The sequence below is a fragment of the Kitasatospora sp. NPDC056076 genome (assembly GCF_042266305.1).
In the GTDB taxonomy this organism is placed as follows: domain Bacteria; phylum Actinomycetota; class Actinomycetes; order Streptomycetales; family Streptomycetaceae; genus Kitasatospora.
On sequence record NZ_JBHJWG010000052.1, the window covers coordinates 1 to 19641 of the forward strand.

Below are 19641 nucleotides of genomic sequence, written 5' to 3' on the forward strand. Positions count from 1 at the left end.
TGCCCGGGACTTCCGGAGGGGAAGTCCCGGGCAGCGGCGCTTTCAGTGCCGGGGTCAGGCCGGGCGGGGTTTGCGGGCGATGGTGAGGGCGAGGGCGGCGCAGAGGATGGCGGCGAGGGTGGCGAAGCCGCTGACGGCGGGGAGGAGGCCGTAGGTCTGGACGAGGGCGCCGACGGCGATGACGGGGGCGGAGCTGCCGAGGTAGACGATGATCCAGAGGGAGCTCAGTTCGGAGCCCCGGCGTTCCGGGTTCATCGCGGCGACGGCGGTGGTGAACAGGGAGCGGAAGGCGACGCCCTGGCAGACGCCGCCGAGGACGCTGCCGATGAAGAGCAGCGCGGGTGTGTCGGTGTAGCCGGCCGCGACGACCAGGCCCAGGCCGGCGGCCAGGCCGGTCATGCCGAGGGCGATCACCGTACGGTCGGCGGTCGGCGGGATGATCAGCTGGGCGAGGGCCGAGGAGCCGAGCAGCAGGGCGGCCACGATCGCGCCGGTCAGGTGCGAGGGGGTGTGCAGCAGCTTGGCGGAGAAGGCAGGGGCGAGAGCCAGGTAGACGCCGAAGACCCCGTACGAGATGAAGCCCGCGGTGGCGGCGAGCAGGAACTCGCGGCGGCCGGTGCGCGGCAGCCGCAGGCGCTGCGGGCGCAGGTGGGCCGGGGTGGTGATCCGGGGCGGGGAGGCCGGCGGGCGGTTGCGGCCGGGCATCCGCGGGTGGACCAGGGCCAGTGGCACGCAGAGCGCCAGCAGGGCGACGGCGTGCAGCAGGAAGGGCGTCAGCAGCGGGTCCGAGCCGCCGGCGAGCAGGGCGCCGACCACCGGGCCGAGCGCGACGCCTCCGGCGGAACAGGCCAGGGTGAGCTTGGGGGCCAGCGCCGGGTGGTCGGGCAGCAGGTCGCCGAGGGCGGCCCCGGCTGCGCCGGTGGACAGGCCGACGGCGATGCCCTGGACGGCCCGGCCGACCGCGAGCTGCCAGAAGCTGCCGGCGGTGGCGAAGACGAGGTCGCCCGCGGCGGCCAGGGCGACGGCGGGCAGGATCAGGGCGCGGCGGCCGAGGTGGTCGGACCAGTGGCCGACCACGGCCAGTACGGGGAGCAGCGCGAACACGTAGATCGTGAAGAGGATCGTGGTGTCGAGCGGTCCGAGGCCGAGGCGCTGCTGGAGGAGCGGGTAGATCGGCGTCGCCAGGTTGGCACCGATCAGCATCAGCAGCAGGGCGCCGGCGACCAGGCCGACGCGTATGCCGCGCAGCGCGTTCCAGCGGCTGATCGCGGCGAGCTGGAGCTGGGCGCGGGGCGCGAGCTCCAGGGGGAGCAGGGCCTCCGACAGTCGGCGTCCGTCGAGCTGCGCGGTGCGCAGCACGGAGCCGGCGGGGGAGAGGTCCGCCATGGCAGGGGTCTCCTGTGGCCGGGCGCCACCGGGGTCGGCTGGGTGTGCCGGCGCGCCCGTCCTGAGGCGCTGTGGTGGTGGCCGCGGTGCGGGGCTCCCTGGTGGAGCGGGTGAGCTGAGAGAAGGGGCTTCGTTGCCCGGTGGCCCGCGCGGGGTTGTGCGCGGTGCCAAAGCGAAGGATAAGGGGTGGGCGCGTGGAAGCGGCGCGCGCCCCTTTGCGCGCCCTGTGAGGCCGGGCATCGGGGGTGCCCGGCCTATACGCTGAGGTGGTAGATCGACACGCGGAGCTGTTCGAGCTGACCGCTGGCTGAGGGAGAGCACACGACGATGGCCGGACGACGTCGGAAGAACACGGGGGCGGGGGCTTCGGCCGGAGAGGGCGCGGCCGAGGCGGTCCTGCCCGCGGACCTGGAGCTCCAGGACCTCTACGGGGCGTTCGCCGCGCACGGTCTGGACGACGAGGACCTGGACGACGCGGCGATCCTGGTGCCGCCGGTGAAGCTGCCCGCGGAGCAGGAGCTGGCCGAGCAGGCGAAGGCCGTGCCGATGTTCGGCTACGCGCTGGCGCTGGCCCGCTGGGCGTCCCCGCACCGGGTGGTGGACGAGTTCGGGGACCTCGTCCAGGAGGACCGGGCGCCGGTCGCCCGGCTGCTCGGGCTGGCCCCGGCCGAGGGCGAGGTGCCGGAGGAGGCCGAGGTCGAGGCGCTGCGGGCCTGGTCGCTGGCCTGCGACCTGGACCTGGTGGAGCTGGGCACGACCAAGGCGGGCGAGCACGTCGCCGTCCCGGGTCCGGACCTGGAGCCCGCCGAGCGCGGGGACGCGGAGACCGTCCTGGAGCTGTGGCTGACCGCCGCCGGGATCGTCCGGGAACTGGCGGTGGAGGCGGACTCGCTGCCGGAGCAGGACGAGGCGGCGGAAGCGTCGGCGGACCAGGCGGACCAGGACGACGCGGACGAGGACGACGAGGACGGCCTGAGCGAGGTCGAGGAGGCCCGGGACGCCGCCGCCGAGCTGCTCGACGAGGCGCTCCAGGTGCTGTACGAGACCACCGCCTTCGCCGACCCGGGCAACGAGACGGTGCCGCTGGGCGTGCTCGCCGCGCTGCTGGTGGTGCCGGAGGGCGAGGAGCCGAGCGAGGAACTGCTCGGCGACATCACCGACGTGATGGTCGCGCTGGACCCGATGCTGGGCGACCTCGCCGAGCTGGGCCTGCTGGAGTACCGGCCGATCGACCCGGAGCTGTTCGACGAGGAGGAGGGCGAGGAGCCCGCCCTCGTCGGGGAGGCGCCGCTGGACGAGGAGGAGTCGGCCCGCTTCGGGCTGGTCCGGCTCACCCCGCTCGGCCAGTACGGCATCCGGCAGTGGCTGCTGGAGGACGGCTACGACGCCCCGCTGGTCGGCGAGCTGGCCCAGGGGGACGCCGCCGAGCTGCTGCGCGGGGTGTGCGAGGCGGCCAACGTGCTGCCGGAGGAGGAGCTGCGGGCTTGGGTGGCCGGCCGGGAGCCGGAGCCGGCGGCGCGCGAGCTGCTGGCGGCGGCGCGCGGCGACGACGCGTACGGTCCGCTGCGCCGGATGCTGTGCGTCTCGGCGCTGAACCTGCTGGGGGCGGGCGCCGAGCCCGCCGCCCGGGAGGTGCTGGACGACCCGGAGCTCGGCGGTGCGGTGCGGGCCTGGCTGTCCGCGCTGGGCGCGACGGACGTGCCGGTGCCGGAGCGGACGATGGCGCTGTGGACGGTGGTCGACACCTTCGCCGCCCAGCTGCTGGACAGCGGCGGCGACGCGGCGCTGCTGCGCGAGCTGATCACCGACCTGCCGGTGAAGGGCGACCCGGCGTCGTGGTTCGGTGAGCTGTGGCGGGTCGACCACCCGTACACGGCGGACGTCCTGGAGGCGATCGGCGAGCTGCACACGGACCGGGCGCTGGCCAAGGAGGCGCGAAAGGCGGCCTTCAAGGCCCGGTCGAAGGGCTGACGAGGCGCTGAGGAAGGGCTGAGGAGGGGCGGGCGAGGACGGCGGAGGGACGGACGACGGGCTACGGGAGGTCCAGCGAGCCGTCCTCGGTGAAGGGGAAGAACGGGTTGTGGGCCAGCTCCCACAGGTGCCCGTCCGGGTCCTCGAAGTAGCCGGAGTAGCCGCCCCAGCTGGTCGGGACCGGCGGCTTGACCACCACGGCGCCGGCCTCGACCGCGGTGCGCAGCGCGGCGTCCACCAGGGCGGGGGACTCCAGGTTCACCGCCAGGGTGACGCCGCGGAAGGAGGGTTCGCCGGTCGCGGGTACGCCCGCGTCGGCGGCCAGCTCCTCGGAGGGGAAGAGGCCCAGCACCGAGTCGGAGGTGCGGAACCAGACGATCTCCGGGCTGGAGGCGGCGGAGCGCCGCCAGCCGAGGTCCTGGTAGAACCGGGCGCTGCGGTCGAGGTCGGAGACGCCGAGGGTGACGATGCTGATCCGGGCGGGGAAGGCGGGCTGGGCTGCGTCGTTCTGTGCTGTCATGCCGCCAGCGTAGGGAGGGCTGCTGACATCGTGGCCGACGGACACGGCCACCGCCCCCGTACGGCAGCGGAGCTGATGACCCGGCAGCTCCCGGCACGTAAAGTGGCGTCAGCGGTGCGGGCGCGAGGACTCGGGGGTGCGGCAGAGGATGGTGCGGGAGAGCGGCGGAAGGCCCCAGGAGTGGAACGTCGAGCGGTCGGGGCCGGAGCGGTCGGGCGGGCCGGAGCGCTTCGCCGGCCAGGAGGACTTCTCCCGCCGGACCCTCGCCACGGTGGACTTCCCGGTGTACGGCGTGGCCGGGCCGCCCGGCCGGGGCGAGGCGCTCGCGGCCTTCGAGACCTGCGGCGGTGAGCTGCGCTGGGTCGAGGTGCAGTGCGGTGACTGGACCACCGCGGCCGGGCCGTACGTGACCGTGCGGACGTACCGGCCGGGGGCCGACGGCTGTGAGGTGCTGCCCGAGCTGGAGGACGTGGTCGAGGACGAACGGGACCGCGTCTACGAGCAGTTGGGCGTGGACGAGGGGGACGGGCCGGGCCGGGTGCGGACGCTGCGGGAGTGGATCACCGTGGACGGTGAGCCCTGCGCGGTGGAGGTGCACGAGGACCGGCCGGTGCCCGGCGGGGCGGCGGGTGGCGGGGCCCCGGGCGGTGCGTCGGTCGTTGGGTCGGAGGCCGCCGGGCCGGTGTGGGCCGTCCGGTTGCGGGTCGACGGGCAGGCCGTCACGGTGTGCGGGCGCGGGCTGCCCCCCGGCGGGGTGGAGCTCGCCGGGATCGGGGACTTCGACTGCTACCTGCGCGGGCGCACCGAGCTGCTGCGCGACCTGGCCTCCCGGCGGGCCCGCTACGTCCCGGTCGAGGAGCGTGAACTGCCGACCGTCGCGGGGCTGGAGGCGCACCGGGAGCTGATCGCCCAGAGCATCGCGGAGGCCGCCGCGATCGAGGCGCAGGTGCGGGTCGGGCGGACGCCGCGGCTGCCGCGCGGGCTGCGCGGGGACGTCTGCGCGGTGCGCTGGGAGGCGGCGGTGCGCCAGCAGATGCGGCTCGCCACGGAGACCCGGGAGGAGGCCGCGGCGGCGGTGACCTCGATGGTCAACCACCTCAACCGGCTGTCCCAGCAGACGCACTGGCTGATCGGCACGCCGCAGGGCGAGGCGGCGGTCGAGGAGGTGGTCCGGTACACCGTGTTCGCCAGCGAGGTGGCGAGCCTGCCGGCGCAGCGGGCCTGGGAGCAGCTGTGGCGGGAGCGGCCGGGGACGGCCGGGTCGGGCACACCGGAGGAGCACCGGCTGGTGGAGCAGCTGTGGCTGGCGGCCTGGGAGCAGTGGCGGACCGGGCGGGGCTGATCCGCGCTCGGGCGGCCCGCCTTCGGTAAAGCGCGGGTCATGTGTCGGTCATCGGTTGGCAAATGGTCGCCTCGTCGTGCGGTGGGCGTCATGCCGGGTTCACCCCTGCGGCGGAGTCTGCTGGGCGTCGACGACCTGCCTCGACGCCCGTACACCCCCCCAGGAGTTGCTGCCATGTCGCTGTCCCGTCGGGACTTCGTCAACCGTTCCACCCTCGTCGGGGCCGGCGTGCTGATCGCCGGCGGTGCCGAGGCGCTGGCCAGCGCCCCCGGTGCGATCGCCGCGCCGGTCGGCGGCGAGGCCCCGGTCGCCGCCGCGGCCGGTGCCGCCGGGACCAACGCGGCGGGCGGCGCCGCGATCGGCTACGGCCCGCTGGTGCCGGACCCGGCCGGGCTGCTCTCGCTGCCCGCGGGCTTCTCGTACAAGGTGCTCAACCGGGCCGGGCAGACCCGGCTGCGCACCGGCGAGTTCACCCCGAGCAACCACGACGGCACGTCCGCCTTCGAGGACGAGCGCGGCGGCAACCTGATGGTGGTCAACCACGAGCTGTCCGGCGCCCGGGCCAACTGGCCGCACCCGGTGCCGCTGACCGAGGGGCACGTCTACGACCCGGGCGCGGCCGGCGGCTGCACGATCGTGCACGCCAAGCGGGACGGCTCGGTCGAGCAGTGGGTCGGCATCGCCGGCACCGCCACCAACTGCGCGGGCGGGGTGACCCCGTGGGGCACCTGGCTGTCCGGCGAGGAGACCGAGGACAAGGCCGGCAAGAACGGCTTCACCAAGGACCACGGCTACGTCTTCGAGGTCGACCCCTTCGACGACGACTACAACCGCGACCCGCAGCCGGTGAAGGCCTTCGGCCGGTACGCCCACGAGGCCGTGGTGGTGGACCCCAAGCGCGGTCACGTGTACCTCACCGAGGACGCCTCCAACCCGAACGGCCTGCTGTTCCGCTGGACCCCGCCGGCCGGCTTCCGGCACGGCCGGTACCAGCTGCGCAAGCTCGCCGCCGACGCCGGCGTGCTGGAGGCCTTCAAGGTCTTCGACGCCCAGGGCAGGTTCGTCGACGACCTCTCCCGGGCCACCAAGGTCGGCACCGTCTACGGCGCCGACTGGGTCAAGGTGCAGGACCGCGACGCCCGGACCGTCTCGGTGCGCAAGCAGTTCAAGGAGGGCGAGGTCACCCGGGCCCGCAAGCTGGAGGGCATGTGGTGGGGTGACGGCGGCTTCTACTTCGTCTCCAGCTACGCCCGTTCGGAGAGCCCGCTGCAGCACGACGGCCAGGTGTGGTTCTACAACCCGGCGCGTCGCACCATCACCCTCAAGGTGCTGCTGGGCGTCAACGACGACGTCCTGGGCGACCACGACAACTACGACGGCCCGGACAACATCACCGTCTCGCCGTACGGCGGCATCGTGATCGCCGAGGACGGCAACGGGATCTCGCACCTGTTCGGCGCCACCGAGGACGGGCTGGTCTACCCGATCGCCCGCAACGAGCTGAACATCGGCAGCGCGGCCAAGCCCGAGTTCAGCGAGTTCACGGGGGTGACCTTCTCGGACGACGGCCGGACCCTCTTCGCCAACATCCAGGAGCCGGGCATCCAGCTGGCGATCAGCGGGCCGTGGCGCCGGCTGAACGAGCACAAGCGCGGCCAGGGGTACGGGGCCTGACGGAGTGTCAACTGAACGGCTGCCTGCGGACTACTCGTCCGCGGGCAGCCGCAGTTGCAGCATCGCCAGCAGCCGCTGCTGCGGCTGGGCGAGGTCGATGCCGGTCAACTGCTCGGCGCGGCGCACCCGGTAGCGCAGGGTGTTGGGGTGGATGTGCAGGGCGTCGGCGGCGACCCGGACCTCGCCGAGCGCGTCCAGCCAGGCGAGCACCGACTCGGCGAGCCGGGTGTGATGGCGGCGGTCGTACGCGGTGAGCGCGGTGAGCCGCGGGTCGCGCAGGCCGGTGCGGTCCTGGAGCAGTGCGAGCACCTCGCTGACCAGCACCTCGGCCTGGACGTCGATCAGCGCCGCGACGTCGAGGTCGACCCCGCCGCGGCCCATCGCGTCCAGGATGCGGTCGGCCTGGGCGCGGGAGTCCGGCACCTGGGACAGGCCGTCGACGGTCGAGCCGATCGCGGCGCGCAGCGGGACGCCGAGGAGCTCCCGGGCGGCGGTGACCACCTCGGCCGCCCAGTCGCGCACGGTGGTCATCGGCAGGCCGGGCGGGAGCTCGGGCAGCAGCACGTAGACCCGGGACTCGATCGGGGCGAGCAGTGCGGCGCGGTGCCGGGCGGCGGTGTGCACCGAGATCAGGCCGGTGACGTCGGAGCGGTGCAGCGCCTCGGTGGTGCGGGCCCCGTACGCGAGCACGGTGGCCGGGCGGCGCAGGTCCAGGCCGAGGTGGGTGGCCAGCGACTGGGGGCCGGTGGAGCCCTCCAGCAGTCCGGTCAGCAGGGTCTGGGTGAGCCGGACGTCGGCGGACAACTCGCGTCGGCGGCGCACCAGTTGGGCGGCCGCGACCCGGGCGGCGCCGACCAGGGCCTGCTCGGCGTGGGCGGCCAGCGGCTGGGCGCCCTCCTGCACCCAGATGGTGCCGAGCGGTTGTGCGCCGGCCCGGATGCCGACCGCCAGGCGGCGGCGCAGGCCGAGTTCGGGGTGCGGTTCGACCGCGATCGGGGTGTCCGAGCTGCGCAGGTGCTGGAAGATGCCCCACTCGCGGAGCTTGGAGAGGTACGGCTCGGGGCCCTGCCAGCCGAGGATGGAGAGCCGGCGCAGGTCGTCGACCTCGTCGGAGTCGGAGGAGCGGGAGTAGGCGAGGACCCGGCTGGAGGTGTCCTCGATCGAGACGATGCCGTTGGTGAGCACGGCGACGGTCTGGGCGAGGGAGAAGAGGTCGCCCGCGTTGGGTTCGGGGGCGCCGGGGGAGGCCGGGGCGTCGGGACCGGCGATGATCGCCCGGGCCAGCGAGTCCAGGTGCTCCCAGCGGGTCTCCCGGCGCACCGACAGCAGGGCGACGCCCGCGTCGGTGGCGGCCTCGCGCAGGGCGTCGGCCTGGCCGGGGGCGTCCAGCTTGACCGCGACGGCGGCGGCGCCGGCCCGGCCGGCCGCGCGCAGGGCGGGGAGGGCGGCGCGGCCGCGGGCGCCGATCGCGAGCACGAGTTCGCCGGGGGAGGCGGTCGGCGGGTCCTCCGGGTCGAGGATCGCGACGTCGCGGACGGGGACGTCCAGGCCCTGGGGGGCGGCCTGGAGTTCGACCAGGGGTTCGCCCAGGGACATCAGCAGCTGGCGGAGCGGGAGCCCGGGGGTGGTCACGCCGGGCCTCCTTCATCCGCTCGGACAACGGTGTGCGGTCGATTTTAGCCGGTTGGACAGCGCCGGGACCGTCCAACGGTTCCGGCCGGGGCGTCCGGCCGGGGGTGGTGTCGGGCGTGGTCCCGAGGGTGGTGCCGGGCGTGGTGCCGGTGGGGCGGGTAGGGCGGATGGGGCTGTCGTGACCGTTGTGTGATCGCTTTCGTCGGTCCGGACAACGCCGTACGGGGGAATTTAGCCGCCCGGCCAATCAAGTGGCCGGGCAGCCAGGAATAGCGTTCGTGCTGTGGCCCGTGCGTGACCCGCGCAGGCCTTCCCCCGCATTGCAACGAAGGAGAGCGTGCGCCTCATGGACGCTGTGACCCAGGTCCCCGCGCCGGTGAACGAGCCGGTCCACAGCTACGCCCCCGGCAGCCCCGAACGGGCTCGCCTGGAGGCCAAGCTGAAGGAGCTGGGCGGCCAGGAGCCGGTCCAGCTGACCATGACGATCAACGGTGAGCGCCGGATGGGCGGCGGCACCGAGATCCACGTCGTCCAGCCGCACAACCACGCGGCTCGGCTCGGCACCCTGCGCAACGCCACCCAGGCCGACGCGCAGGAAGCCATCGACACTGCCCTGGCCGCTGCCCCGGCCTGGCAGGCGCTCTCCTTCGACTCGCGCGCCGCGATCTTCCTCAAGGCCGCCGACCTGCTGGCCGGCCCCTGGCGCGAGACCCTGGCCGCCGCCACCATGCTCGGCCAGTCCAAGACCGCCCAGCAGGCCGAGATCGACACCCCCTGCGAGCTGGTCGACTTCCTGCGCTTCAACGTGCACTTCGCCCGCCAGATCATGGCCGAGCAGCCGGTCTCCTCGGACGGCGTGTGGAACCGCAGCGACCACCGCCCGCTGGAGGGCTTCGTCTACGCGATCACCCCGTTCAACTTCACCGCGATCGCCGGCAACCTGCCGACCGCGCCCGCGCTGATGGGCAACGTGGTGCTGTGGAAGCCGTCCCCCACCCAGCAGTACTCCGCGCACCTGCTGATGCAGCTGCTGGAGGAGGCCGGCCTGCCCAAGGGCGTCATCAACATGGTGACCGGCGACGGCCTGGACGTCTCCGCCGTCGCGCTCAAGCACCCCGCGCTGGCCGGCATCCACTTCACCGGCTCCACCGCCACCTTCCAGCACCTGTGGCGTTCCGTCGGCGAGAACATCGCCGGCTACCGCACCTACCCGCGGATCGTCGGCGAGACCGGCGGCAAGGACTTCCTGGTCGCCCACCCGTCCGCCGACCCGGCCGTGCTGAAGACCGCGATGACCCGCGGCGCCTTCGAGTTCCAGGGCCAGAAGTGCTCGGCGCTCTCCCGCGCCTACGTCCCCGCCTCGATCTGGGCCGGCCTCAAGGACGAGTTCGCCGCCGAGGTCGACGGCCTCACCATGGGCGACGTCAGCGACCTGTCCAACTTCATGTCGGCCGTCATCGACGAGCGCGCCTTCGCCAAGAACAAGGCCGCCATCGACCGCGCCCACGCCGACGCCTCCGTCGAGGTCCTCGCCGGCGGCAGCTACGACGACTCGGTCGGCTACTTCGTCCGCCCGACCGTCCTGGTCTGCCAGGACCCGGCCGCGGAGTACTTCCGCGAGGAGTACTTCGGCCCGATCCTCGCCGTGTACGTCTACGAGGACGAGAAGTACGAGGAGATGCTGGCCCAGATGGAGTCCGTCTCCGCCTACGGCCTGACCGGCGCCATCATCGCCCAGGACCGCGCCGCGGCCCAGGACGCGATGCACAAGCTGCGCTTCGCCGCCGGCAACTTCTACATCAACGACAAGCCCACCGGCGCCGTCGTCGGCCAGCAGCCCTTCGGCGGCGGCCGCGCCTCCGGCACCAACGACAAGGCTGGCGCCAAGCAGAACCTGGCCCGCTGGACGTCGACCCGCTCGGTCAAGGAGACCTTCGTCCCGCCGACCGACTACCGCTACCCGCACATGGGCTGACCGGCCCACCCCGACCGCTCTGCGCCCCGTAGCCAACGGTCACCCGCGACGCCCGGCCCCGCAGCCGGGCGCCGCCCCGCCGGGGCGGCGGCTCACCCCCGTACCGCCGCCCCGGCTCTTTCTGCCACCCTTGGAAACATCAGCTCCAGGAGTCACGATGCTCCGTTCCGCCCTTCTCGCGGCCTCGCGGTCCCCCCAGGTCCGCACCGTGGTCGAGAAGTTCCCCCCGACCCACGCGATAGTCGAGCGCTTCGTCGCCGGTGACGTCCTCGACGACGCCGTGACCGCGACCGACGACCTGGTCGCGACCGGCCGCAAGGTCACCCTCGACCACCTCGGCGAGGACACCAAGGACGCCGCCCAGGCCGCCGGCACCGCCGAGGCGTACGAGCACCTGCTCAAGGCCCTCAAGGAGACCGGCCTCGCCGCCGGCGCCGAGGTGTCCGTCAAGCTGTCGGCCGTCGGCCAGTTCCTGCCGGTGGACGGCGAGAAGATCGCGCTGGAGAACGCCCGCCGCATCTGCGAGGCCGCCGCCGACGCGGGCACCACGGTGACCCTCGACATGGAGGACCACACCACCACCGACTCCACCCTCGCCATCGCGCGCGAGCTGCGGGCGGACTTCCCCTGGCTGGGTGTCGTCCTCCAGGCCTACCTGCGCCGCACCGAGGCCGACTGCCGCGAGTTCTCCGGCCCCGGCTCCCGGGTGCGCCTGTGCAAGGGCGCCTACAAGGAGCCCGAGTCGGTCGCCTTCCAGGGCAAGCACGAGGTCGACCTCGCGTACGTCCGCGCGCTCAAGATCCTGATGGCCGGCGAGGGCTACCCGATGATCGCCTCGCACGACCCCAACATGATCAAGATCGCCGGCCAGCTGGCCCAGTGGAACAACCGCACCCGGGACTCCTTCGAGTACCAGATGCTGTTCGGCATCCGCCCCGAGGAGCAGCTGCGCCTCGCGGAGGAGGGCAACACCATGCGGGTCTACCTCCCGTACGGCCAGGAGTGGTACGGCTACTTCATGCGCCGCCTCGCCGAGCGCCCGGCCAACCTCACCTTCTTCCTGCGCGCCATGGCCACCCGTAGCTGACCCTGGCGGCAGGATGAACGGCCCGCACCCCTGACGGGGGGTGCGGGCCGTTCCGTTGTTCCGGGCGCCGGGCCTAGGATCTTCGCGACTGTGAACTGGGCTTTCAGTGGGAGGAGTTGGGGATGTCCAAGGGGTTCGAGGAGTTCGAGGGGTTGTCGACGCCGTTGGTGGCGGATGCGTGTGTGCGGCTCGGGGTGGGGGTGCGGGCGGCGCCGGTGGGGGTGGGGGCGGTGGTGGCCGGGGCGCGGGTGGCGGGGCGGGTGCTGCCGGTGCGGCACTACGGGAGCGTGGACGTGTTCCTGGAGGCGTACGGGGGCGCGCTGGACGGGGACGTGCTGGTGATCGACAACGGCGGGCGGACCGACGAGGCCTGCATCGGGGACCTCGCGGTGCTGGAGGCGCGGGCCGCCGGGGTGGCCGGGATCGTGGTGTGGGGGCTGCACCGGGACACGCCCGAGCTGGTGGAGATCGGGCTGCCGGTGTTCAGCTACGGCGCGCTGCCGGTGGGCCCGCTGCGGCTGGACGGCCGGGAGCCGGAGGCGCTGGAGTCGGCGCGGTTCGGGCCGCACCTGGTGACCGCCGGGGACGTGGTGTTCGCGGACGCGGACGGGGTGCTGTTCGTGCCGGCCGACCGGGCCGGGGAGGTGCTGGAGACGGCCGCCGGGATCGCCGCCACCGAACGGGCGCAGGCCGGGCGGATCACGGCCGGGGACACCCTGCGGAGGCAGACCCGCTTCGAGGAGTTCCTGGAGCGGCGGGCCGCCGACCCGTCGTACAGCTTCCGGCAGCACCTGCGGCGGGTCGGCGGGGCGATCGAGGAGTAGGGCCCCGTGGTTACAGCGGGCGGTACATGACGTGCAGGCCGACGTAGCCGTCGACCGGGTGGTGGAAGGCCTCGGGGACGGTGCCGACCACCTCGAAGCCCAGCGAGCGGTACAGCTTGACGGCGTGGTCGTTGTTGGCGACCACCGCGTTGAACTGCATGGCGCGGAAGCCCGCCCCGCGGGCCCAGTCGAGGGTGTACTCGACCAGGGCCCGCCCGATGCCCTTGCCGTGGTGCGCCGGGTCGACCATGTAGCTGGCGCTGGCCACGTGCCCGCCGTTGCCGGGGCGGTTGCGGTTCATGGTGGCGGTGCCGAGGACCGTGCCGTCCTCGTCGACGGCGACCACGGTGCGGTCGGGGGCGGTCTTCATCCACCACTCCCGGCCCAGCTCGGAGGGCATGTCCAGGGGGTAGGGGAAGGTCTCGCCGGCGGCGACGATGGTGCGGAAGAACGGCCAGATGGCCGACCAGTCCTCGGGGGTGGCTTCGCGGATGATCATCCGACCAGGATGATCCCCGGAGGTGGGCCGTGCCACTGGTTTTCCCGCCCGGCGCCGGTCAGTTGCCGGGGAGGACGGGCTCGACCTGGGCGGCGGCGAACTTCTGGCCCTTGGCGTTGGGGTGCACCAGCGCGTACTTGAGCGGGATGATGCTGGTCAGCACGCCGTCCAGCCAGTGGTCGGGGTCGCAGACGCTGTGTCCGGCGGAGCCGGAGTAGAGGTCGACGTAGGTGTCCTGCTGGGTCGAACTCGTCTGCTGGATGGCCAGGTTGAGCGGCTTGAGGATGCTGTCGCGGGCCCAGCCGAGGTCGCCGGGGGTGAAGGTGCCGAACTGCAGCAGGCTGCCGTACTGGCAGCGGGTGGCGTCCTCGGGGATCAGGTGCGGGTAGCCGACGGTGACGATCCGGGCGGACGGGGCCTTCGTCCGGAGGGCGGTGAGCATGGCGGTGTAGTCGGTGCGCAGCTGGTCGAGCCGGCCGGGGATCTGGGCGTCGTACTTGTCCTTGCAGGGCGTGCCCAGGCCGAGGTGGGCGGCGCCGAGTTCGATGCAGTCCTTGAGGATCTGCCCGAAGCCGAGGTCGTTGCCGCCGGTGCTCACGGTGATCACGTCGCTGGCCGGGTCGACGACGTCGATCTGCGGCGGGACGGGCGGGTACGGCGCGTCGGGGTCGCTGCCGAAGGGCGGGAGCGGGCGGCCGAGCGGGCTCTGCTTGTTCGTGGAGACGTCCGGGCTGGTGGCGCCGCTGCAGCTGGCGTTGTGGAGGTCGACCAGTGCGCCGAGGTCGCGGCGGATCAGCTCGGGGTAGGAGCCGGTGGTGCGGGCGCAGCCGTCCTGGGGCGCGGTGAGGTCGCCGGTGGCCTCGATGACGCCCGCGGTGTAGGAGTCGCCGAGGGCGGCCCACTTGAGCGGGCCGGTCCGGGTGGCGGGCTTGGTCCCGGCGTGAGCCGCGCCGGGGGTGATCAGGCCGACGGTGAGGGCGACGGCGGCGCCGGCGACGGCGAGGCGGGACGGGAAGCGGGGCACGGTCTCTCCTCCACGGGTGCGCGGGTGGTGCGGGTGCGCGGTCACGGGGGAGAGCGCGAATCACCCCCCGGAGAGTCAATCGAGTCGATCCGTGGACGACTTGATGCCCCAGGGGGGTGAAATCGCTGGCATGGCTTTGACGTTGAGCGATGCGGTCGGGATCAGAGCAGGGCGGCGGAGGGCTCGATCATCGCCCGGGCGGTCTTGCCGTCGACGAACTCGCCGAGCGCCGTCATCTCCCATTCGCCGGACGGGCGGCGGACCAGCTTGCACATCACCACGCCGGTACGCGGCTCGGAGTGGGTCAGGTCGAAGCGGACCAGCTCCTCCTCGGTGCGGACGTCCACCAGGCGGCAGTAGGCGTTCCGCAGCTCGGTGAACTTCTGGCCGGAGAAGGAGTTGACCACGAACACCAGCGCGTGGACCTCGGCCGACAGGCCCTCCAGGTGGACGGTGATCGCCTCGTCGTCGCCGCCGTCACCGCCGACCAGGTTGTCGCCGGAGTGGGCGATCGCGCCGTTGAAGATGCTCAGCTTCATGAACCAGGCCGTCTCCAGGCGCCGGTGCTTCGCGTCGAAGGCCAGGCAGGAGGCGTCCAGGTCGATGTCACGGCCGCGGGCGGCGGACTCCCAGCCGAGGGCCATCCGGACCGAGGAGAGGAAGGGGCGGCCGTTCTTCACCAGGGAGACGGAGCTGCCCTTGACCAGGTTGACCCGGCCCTTGTCGAGGGTGACCTTGGGGCGCTCGGCGGGGTCGGGGGCGGGCGTCGCTGCCGGGGCCGGGGCCGGGGCCGGGGCCGGGGCCGGTGCCGGGGGCTCCGGGGGTGCGGCGGGCATGGACGGGACGGTGGCCAGGGCGATCCGGGGGTCGACCGAGGGAGCCGGCGGCGCCGGGGGCACGGGCGGGGCCGGGGGCACCGGCGGGACGGGCGGGACGGGCGGCAGCGGAAGGTCGGCCGGGGAGTGCATCTGGAGGGTCGGCGCGCTCGGCTGCGGGGCGGGGGTCGGCGCAGGCTGCGGTGCCGGTGCCGGGGAGTCGTCGACGGTGACGCCGAAGTCGGTGGCGATGCCCGCCAGCCCGTCCGCGTACCCCTGACCGACCGCGCGCACCTTCCAGACCCCGTTGCGCCGGTAGATCTCGACCACGATGAGCGCGGTCTCCAGGCCCAGCCGGGGCGGGGTGAAGGTGGCCAGGACGGCACCGGTGTCGGCGTCCCGGACGGTGGCGGTGGGCTCGATCCCGGCGAAGGTGGCGGACTGGTCGGCCGGGCTGGCGGTGACCACGACCTTGCTGATGTCGGCCGGGACGGCCGGGGTGTCGACGGTGATCGCGTCCGGTGCTCCGGCGGCGGCCGGGCGCAGGCTCACGCCCGGGCCGTGCGGGGCGTTGAAGAAGACGAAGTCGGCGTCCGAGCGGACCTTGCCGGCGTCGGTCAGCAGCAGGCCGGAGACGTCCAGCGCCTTGGGCGCGGTGACCTCGACGGTCACCCGCGCGGCGGTCAGCGGTGCGTTGCCGCCTTGGGTCAGGACGGTGGACAAGGACTCCTCCTCGGGTGCGGAACGACGGCCCGGGCCGGGGCCGCTGGGGGCGTCGGGCCGGGTGCTGCACACAGTAACGAACGGGGGTGCGGGGAAGAGCCCGGTGAGCTGGCCGATCGTCGGACGATCGGATCGGCCGAGGGGAGGTCAGTGGATCAGCCGGGGGGGGGGAGGTCAGCGGACCTGGCCCACCGGCTGCTGGGCGGCCTGCGGCGTGGGCTGGAGCGCCTGCTGCGGCGCGGTCTGCCGGGTGGGCTGCGCTGCCGACGGCGGGACGGGCGGCCGGCCGCCGGGCTGCTGGGTGGCGTGCTGGGCGGGCTGCTGGTCGGCCTGCGGCGCCGACGGGCCGAAGCCGCCGAGTGCGGCGACCGCCCGGGGGCGGCCGATGCCGAAGGCAGCGGCGTTCCAGCCCTCCTGCGGGCCCGACTTGCGCACCGGACCGGCCTGGACGGCCGGGCGGGTGCCGCGTACGACGAAGCCGTAGCGGCCGGGCTCGACGTCGGTGCCGGGCGGGGTGGTGAAGCGGTAGACCAGGGTGCCGCGTTCCTGCTGGGTGGTCACCACGGCGCCCGGCAGGTCGGTCCAGACGGTTCCGGTGCCGGGGGCCAACTCGCCTGCGGCGAGCCGGAATTCGGCCTGCAGTGCGGTGACCGGTTCGGTCACGGTGAGGTCGAGCGCGTGCCGGAGGCCGTCGCGGCCGAGGGTGGTGGTCAGCCCGGTGCCGGTCAGGGCCTGGTCGGTGTCCGGGGCGGTGCCGTCGGTGCTGCCGTCGGCGGCGCCAGTGCCGTCGGTGGTGCCAGTGCTGTCGGTGCCGGCGGCGTTTCCGGGGACGACGGCGGCCGGCGGCGGGAGCGGGCGGCCGGGCTTGGCCGGCTGGAGCGCGGGCGGGTGCGGGGACTCGCCCGTACCGGCTGCGCCGACGTCCGGTCGTCCGGTGCCCGTCTGTCCGGTGCCGGTCAGCCCGGTGCCCGGCTGCCCGGGGGCCGGGGCGGCCGGGGCGGACGGGTCGGCGGCCGTGGACGGCTGGGCGGAGGGGGAGGAGCCGTCGGCCGGGGTGTCGGCCGAGGGGCGCGGGTCGTGCCCGGCGGAGGCCTGCCCGCCGGCCGGCGGTGTGACCGGGGCGGCCGTTCCGGCCCGCAGCCCTGACGGCGGCGTGGCGGCGGCGTTGGCCGGGCCGGACGGGTGCGTCGACGGGTGGCCGGAGGGCTTCGGGGCGTGCGGGTGGCCGGAGGGCGGGGGAGGGGTGTCCGTGGTCCGCTCGGAGGCGGCCTCGGCCTGGTCCGTACCGCTCGGGCTGGGCGGCGGGGTGGTGCCGACCCGGGCGACGCCGGCCCGACGGCCGATGCCCTGCTGCTCGTTCAGCAGGAGGGTGGTGGCGATGCTGATGCCGACGACGGTGGACATCGCCATCGCGGCACCGGAGAAGCGCAGGGTGGGCAGCCGGAAGCGGCCGCCGAACGGGCGGGGCCGACCGTGTCGACCCTGCCGTGCGGGTTCGTGCTGCACGTCCCGCGTGGTCTCCCCACGCACAGCCACCGGACCCCTCCCTCCCCGAAGCCGCCGTCGCGTCGCCGTATTCTCCCACGCACCACGCCGGGCAGCGGTCCGGCCGTTCCGGGCCGGCCTCGCGGGCGGGCCCGCGCCGGGAGGGGGAGAGCGTACCAGCGGGTGGCCGGACGACGGACAGTATCCCTCCATTTTCCGGACATCCGTTCGATGAGCGGAAGTTGACGATCCGTCTGATATTCCTGGTAAGGGTCGGCGGGCCCGGGCGGGGGTTATTGCAACCCCCTTGCAACCCTTGCCCGCCCGGTCGCGGGTGACGCAGGCTGATGGCATCCCGCGCCGTTCCCGGAGAGACCGTCATGCCGCCCGACCCGCTGTCCGCAGCCTCCAGCGCCCCCCTCGCCGCCACCCCCACGGGCGGCGATGGGGGTGGCTCCACCGCCGCTCCGGTGTCGGTGGAGGAGGTGCTGACGCTGCGGATCTCACTGGGCGACGAAGTGGTCGGCGAGGTGTGCACCCGGTTCCGCTTCGACGCCGTACGGCCCTACGAGGTGCTGCTGACCTTTCACCTGGGGCGTCCGGACGAGGCGGACTGGGTGTTCTCCCGCGACCTGCTGCGCGACGGCCTCCAGGGGATCAGCGGCCAGGGCGACGTCAAGCTGTGGCCGGCGTACTGCCCCTGCCACGGCTCGACCCTGCACCTGGCGCTCGAATCCCCGCACGGCAGCGCCCTGCTGGAGGCCTCCAGGCCCCGGGTGCAGGCCTGGCTGGACCGCACCTACGCGCTGGTCTCGGCCGAGGCCGAGCGCGACTGCGGGCCCACCGACGCCCAGTTGGCCGCGCTGCTCGCGGGCGGCTGAGGGGCGCAACTGCCGCTTGCGGGTGGGGTGGTGGTGACGGAGCTGCCGGTGGACGGGTGGTTCGTGGGGGTGCTGTCCGTCGGCGGGTACGGCGCGTCGGGGTCGTCGTCCCGGTCGTCGCCCGGGTCGTCGTCCGGGACCGGCGGGCGCCCGCCGTGGCGCGGTGACGGCACGGGTGCCGCGGCCCCGGGCAGCCGGACCAGGCCCGCCACCAGCTCCGCCCGCAGCCGCCGTACCGCGGGGGCCGTGGAGGAGGGCAGCAGGTCGAGCGGATCGGTCGGCCCCTCCACCGTGACCAGCACCGAGTCGGCGAAGCGGTACGGCCGGTGGGCCAGCAGGCCGCCCAGGTAGCGGCGCAGCCGGGACAGTTCGGCGCGGACCGTCACCGTCCGCCCCGCGTCGCCGAACAGCGCCTCGGCCAACTGGGCCGCCGTACTGCCCTCGCGGGCGGTGGCGAGCAGCAGCAGGAGCTCGGCATGGCGCGGGCTGACCGGGTGCGACCAGCTGTCGGCCGCGCCCCGGACGGACAGCTCGGGGCGGTCCGGTCGGCGCAGGTCGAGCCGGAGCCGGGCGCCCTCGGCGCGCTCGGCGGTCACCGTGCCGGAGCCGTCCGCCCCGGTCGGGCGGACGGGCCGCACCAGCCAGCCGTCCGCGAGCGGTTCCAGTACGCACTCGCCCAGCCCCGGCACCCAGTGCACGGCAGCCGGGACCCAGCCCTCGCTGGGGATGCGCAGCCGGCTCTGCGGCGGCAGCCCGGCCGAGGCGGCGGTCCAGCCGGCCGCGTCCACCACCAGGGCCGGTCCGCCGACCCGGGCGAGCAGCGGGGCGGCCAGGGTGCGCAGCCGGTTCAGCGCCTCCAGGCGGTGGGCGCGCAGCTCGGTCTCGGCGAGCCGGGCGGCGGTGGCGGTGAGCTGGAGCAGGTACGGGCGGACGTTGTGGGCCGGGCCGCTGAGGTTGATGGCGCCGACCAGCCGGCCGGTGGTCGGGTCGTGCACGGGGGCGGCCACGCAGGTCCAGGTGTGGTGGCTGCGCAGGTAGTGCTCGGCGGAGTGGACGTGCATCGGGCGCTGGGCGCGCAGCGCGACGCCGATGCCGTTGGTGCCGACGGTCTCCTCGATCCAGCGGGCACCGGTGACGAAGCCGATCCGGTCGGCGCTGCGGCGCAGGCCGCGTTCGCCCTCCTGCCAGAGCACGTGGCCCTCGGCGTCGGCGATGGCGAGGATCAGCGGTGCCTGGCCCACCGGCTCCAACAGGGTCTCGCGCAGCACCGGCATGACGTTGTCGAGGCCGCTGGACCGGCGGCGCTGCTCCAGCTCGGCGGGGCCGAGCAGGACGGTGGAGGCGCCGGTGTCGGGGTCGAGGCCGAGGCGGCGCAGCCTCGCCCAGGAGTCGCCGATCTCGGGGCGGGGTTCGAGCCGGCCGGGCGTACCGGGCCCGGGGCTCTCGGGGAGGACGAGTTCGCGGGCGGCGGCGTCGGCGAGGGTGCGTTCGTGGACCCTGGCCAGCTCCGCCGCGGTCGGCGGGGTGCGGCGCTCTGGTCGTCGGGACTGCCGTCCGGTCTGCCGCACTCGGGTTGCTCCTCGCCGCCGTTCGAGGACGCGCCGGGGTCGACGCGCTGACGAAAGAGTACGGGTGCGACGGGCGCGTGGGGACGGGGTCCACCAAGTCCGCATACCGGGCGGTACGGAAACGGCGGGGGGCGCCCGGCGGGCGTTCGGTTGGCGCCTTTCCCGTGCCCTTGCGGTGCCCTTGCGGTGTCCTTGCGGCGCCCGTCCGGCGCCCGGCCGGCAGCGCCCGTCCGGG

At 74.4% G+C, this 19641-nt stretch carries 15 protein-coding genes; 7 read left to right on the forward strand and 8 right to left on the reverse strand.

Going from position 1 to position 19641, the window contains the following annotated elements; translation table 11 throughout:
* Window positions 1-54 precede the first annotated feature (54 nt).
* The gene (locus ACFC1T_RS32110) at window positions 55-1386 is read right to left on the reverse strand and encodes an MFS transporter (protein WP_375894457.1); all 1332 of its coding nucleotides are present in this window, start codon (window positions 1384-1386) and stop codon (window positions 55-57) included.
* A 327-nt stretch (window positions 1387-1713) separates the two neighbouring features.
* Here ACFC1T_RS32110 and ACFC1T_RS32115 point away from each other — a divergent pair, with 327 nt between their 5' ends.
* Window positions 1714-3357, forward strand: a complete 1644-nt coding sequence (locus ACFC1T_RS32115) for a hypothetical protein (protein ID WP_375894460.1) — start codon at window positions 1714-1716, stop codon at window positions 3355-3357.
* Between the two features lie 61 nt (window positions 3358-3418).
* On the opposite strand, the gene ACFC1T_RS32120 is transcribed toward ACFC1T_RS32115, so the two are convergent.
* Complete coding sequence (locus ACFC1T_RS32120; protein ID WP_375894462.1) at window positions 3419-3877, reverse strand: VOC family protein; 459 nt, start codon at window positions 3875-3877, stop codon at window positions 3419-3421.
* Window positions 3878-4013: 136 nt separating this feature from the next.
* Between ACFC1T_RS32120 and ACFC1T_RS32125 the strand changes: the two genes are divergently transcribed.
* Both ACFC1T_RS32125 and ACFC1T_RS32130 read left to right on the forward strand, forming a co-directional pair.
* Window positions 4014-5219 (forward strand): hypothetical protein, encoded by a 1206-nt coding sequence (locus ACFC1T_RS32125; RefSeq protein ID WP_375894465.1) that lies wholly within the window; start codon window positions 4014-4016, stop codon window positions 5217-5219.
* Between the two features lie 174 nt (window positions 5220-5393).
* Window positions 5394-6893 carry an alkaline phosphatase PhoX gene (locus ACFC1T_RS32130; protein ID WP_375894467.1) on the forward strand — a complete coding sequence of 500 codons (1500 nt, stop codon included), beginning with the start codon at window positions 5394-5396 and terminating at the stop codon, window positions 6891-6893.
* A gap of 30 nt (window positions 6894-6923) precedes the next feature.
* Here the strand turns inward: ACFC1T_RS32130 and ACFC1T_RS32135 are convergent, their stop codons facing one another.
* Window positions 6924-8525: a PucR family transcriptional regulator gene (locus tag ACFC1T_RS32135; protein WP_375894470.1), complete on the reverse strand. Its 1602-nt coding sequence runs from the start codon at window positions 8523-8525 to the stop codon at window positions 6924-6926.
* A gap of 346 nt (window positions 8526-8871) precedes the next feature.
* On the opposite strand from ACFC1T_RS32135, the gene pruA reads away from it, so the two are divergent.
* The 3 genes from pruA (at window position 8872) to ACFC1T_RS32150 (ending at window position 12411) form a co-directional block, all read left to right on the forward strand.
* Window positions 8872-10500, forward strand: coding sequence for an L-glutamate gamma-semialdehyde dehydrogenase (pruA, locus tag ACFC1T_RS32140; RefSeq protein WP_375894473.1), 1629 nt, complete (start codon window positions 8872-8874; stop codon window positions 10498-10500).
* 157 nt (window positions 10501-10657) lie between these two features.
* Entirely contained in the window at window positions 10658-11587 is a 930-nt protein-coding gene (locus ACFC1T_RS32145; protein ID WP_375894476.1) for a proline dehydrogenase family protein, read from the forward strand.
* A gap of 122 nt (window positions 11588-11709) precedes the next feature.
* Window positions 11710-12411 (forward strand): RraA family protein, encoded by a 702-nt coding sequence (locus ACFC1T_RS32150; protein WP_375894479.1) that lies wholly within the window; start codon window positions 11710-11712, stop codon window positions 12409-12411.
* Between the two features lie 10 nt (window positions 12412-12421).
* Here the strand turns inward: ACFC1T_RS32150 and ACFC1T_RS32155 are convergent, their stop codons facing one another.
* The 4 genes from ACFC1T_RS32155 to ACFC1T_RS32170 form a co-directional block, all read right to left on the reverse strand.
* Window positions 12422-12910: a GNAT family N-acetyltransferase gene (locus ACFC1T_RS32155; RefSeq protein ID WP_375894482.1), complete on the reverse strand. Its 489-nt coding sequence runs from the start codon at window positions 12908-12910 to the stop codon at window positions 12422-12424.
* Between the two features lie 58 nt (window positions 12911-12968).
* On the reverse strand, window positions 12969-13934 hold the full coding sequence (locus tag ACFC1T_RS32160; protein ID WP_375894485.1) for an SGNH/GDSL hydrolase family protein: 966 nt from the start codon (window positions 13932-13934) through the stop codon (window positions 12969-12971).
* 161 nt (window positions 13935-14095) lie between these two features.
* On the reverse strand, window positions 14096-15460 hold the full coding sequence (locus ACFC1T_RS32165) for a TerD family protein (RefSeq protein WP_375894611.1): 1365 nt from the start codon (window positions 15458-15460) through the stop codon (window positions 14096-14098).
* Window positions 15461-15646: 186 nt separating this feature from the next.
* Window positions 15647-17008: a hypothetical protein gene (locus ACFC1T_RS32170; protein WP_375894487.1), complete on the reverse strand. Its 1362-nt coding sequence runs from the start codon at window positions 17006-17008 to the stop codon at window positions 15647-15649.
* A gap of 329 nt (window positions 17009-17337) precedes the next feature.
* Here ACFC1T_RS32170 and ACFC1T_RS32175 point away from each other — a divergent pair, with 329 nt between their 5' ends.
* A complete protein-coding gene (locus ACFC1T_RS32175; protein WP_375894490.1) occupies window positions 17338-17838 on the forward strand; it encodes an SsgA family sporulation/cell division regulator in 501 nt (166 codons plus the stop codon).
* On the opposite strand, the gene ACFC1T_RS32180 is transcribed toward ACFC1T_RS32175, so the two are convergent.
* Entirely contained in the window at window positions 17757-19406 is a 1650-nt protein-coding gene (locus tag ACFC1T_RS32180) for a GAF domain-containing protein (RefSeq protein ID WP_375894492.1), read from the reverse strand. The two genes, ACFC1T_RS32175 and ACFC1T_RS32180, sit on opposite strands and share 82 nt — an antisense overlap.
* Window positions 19407-19641 lie beyond the last annotated feature (235 nt).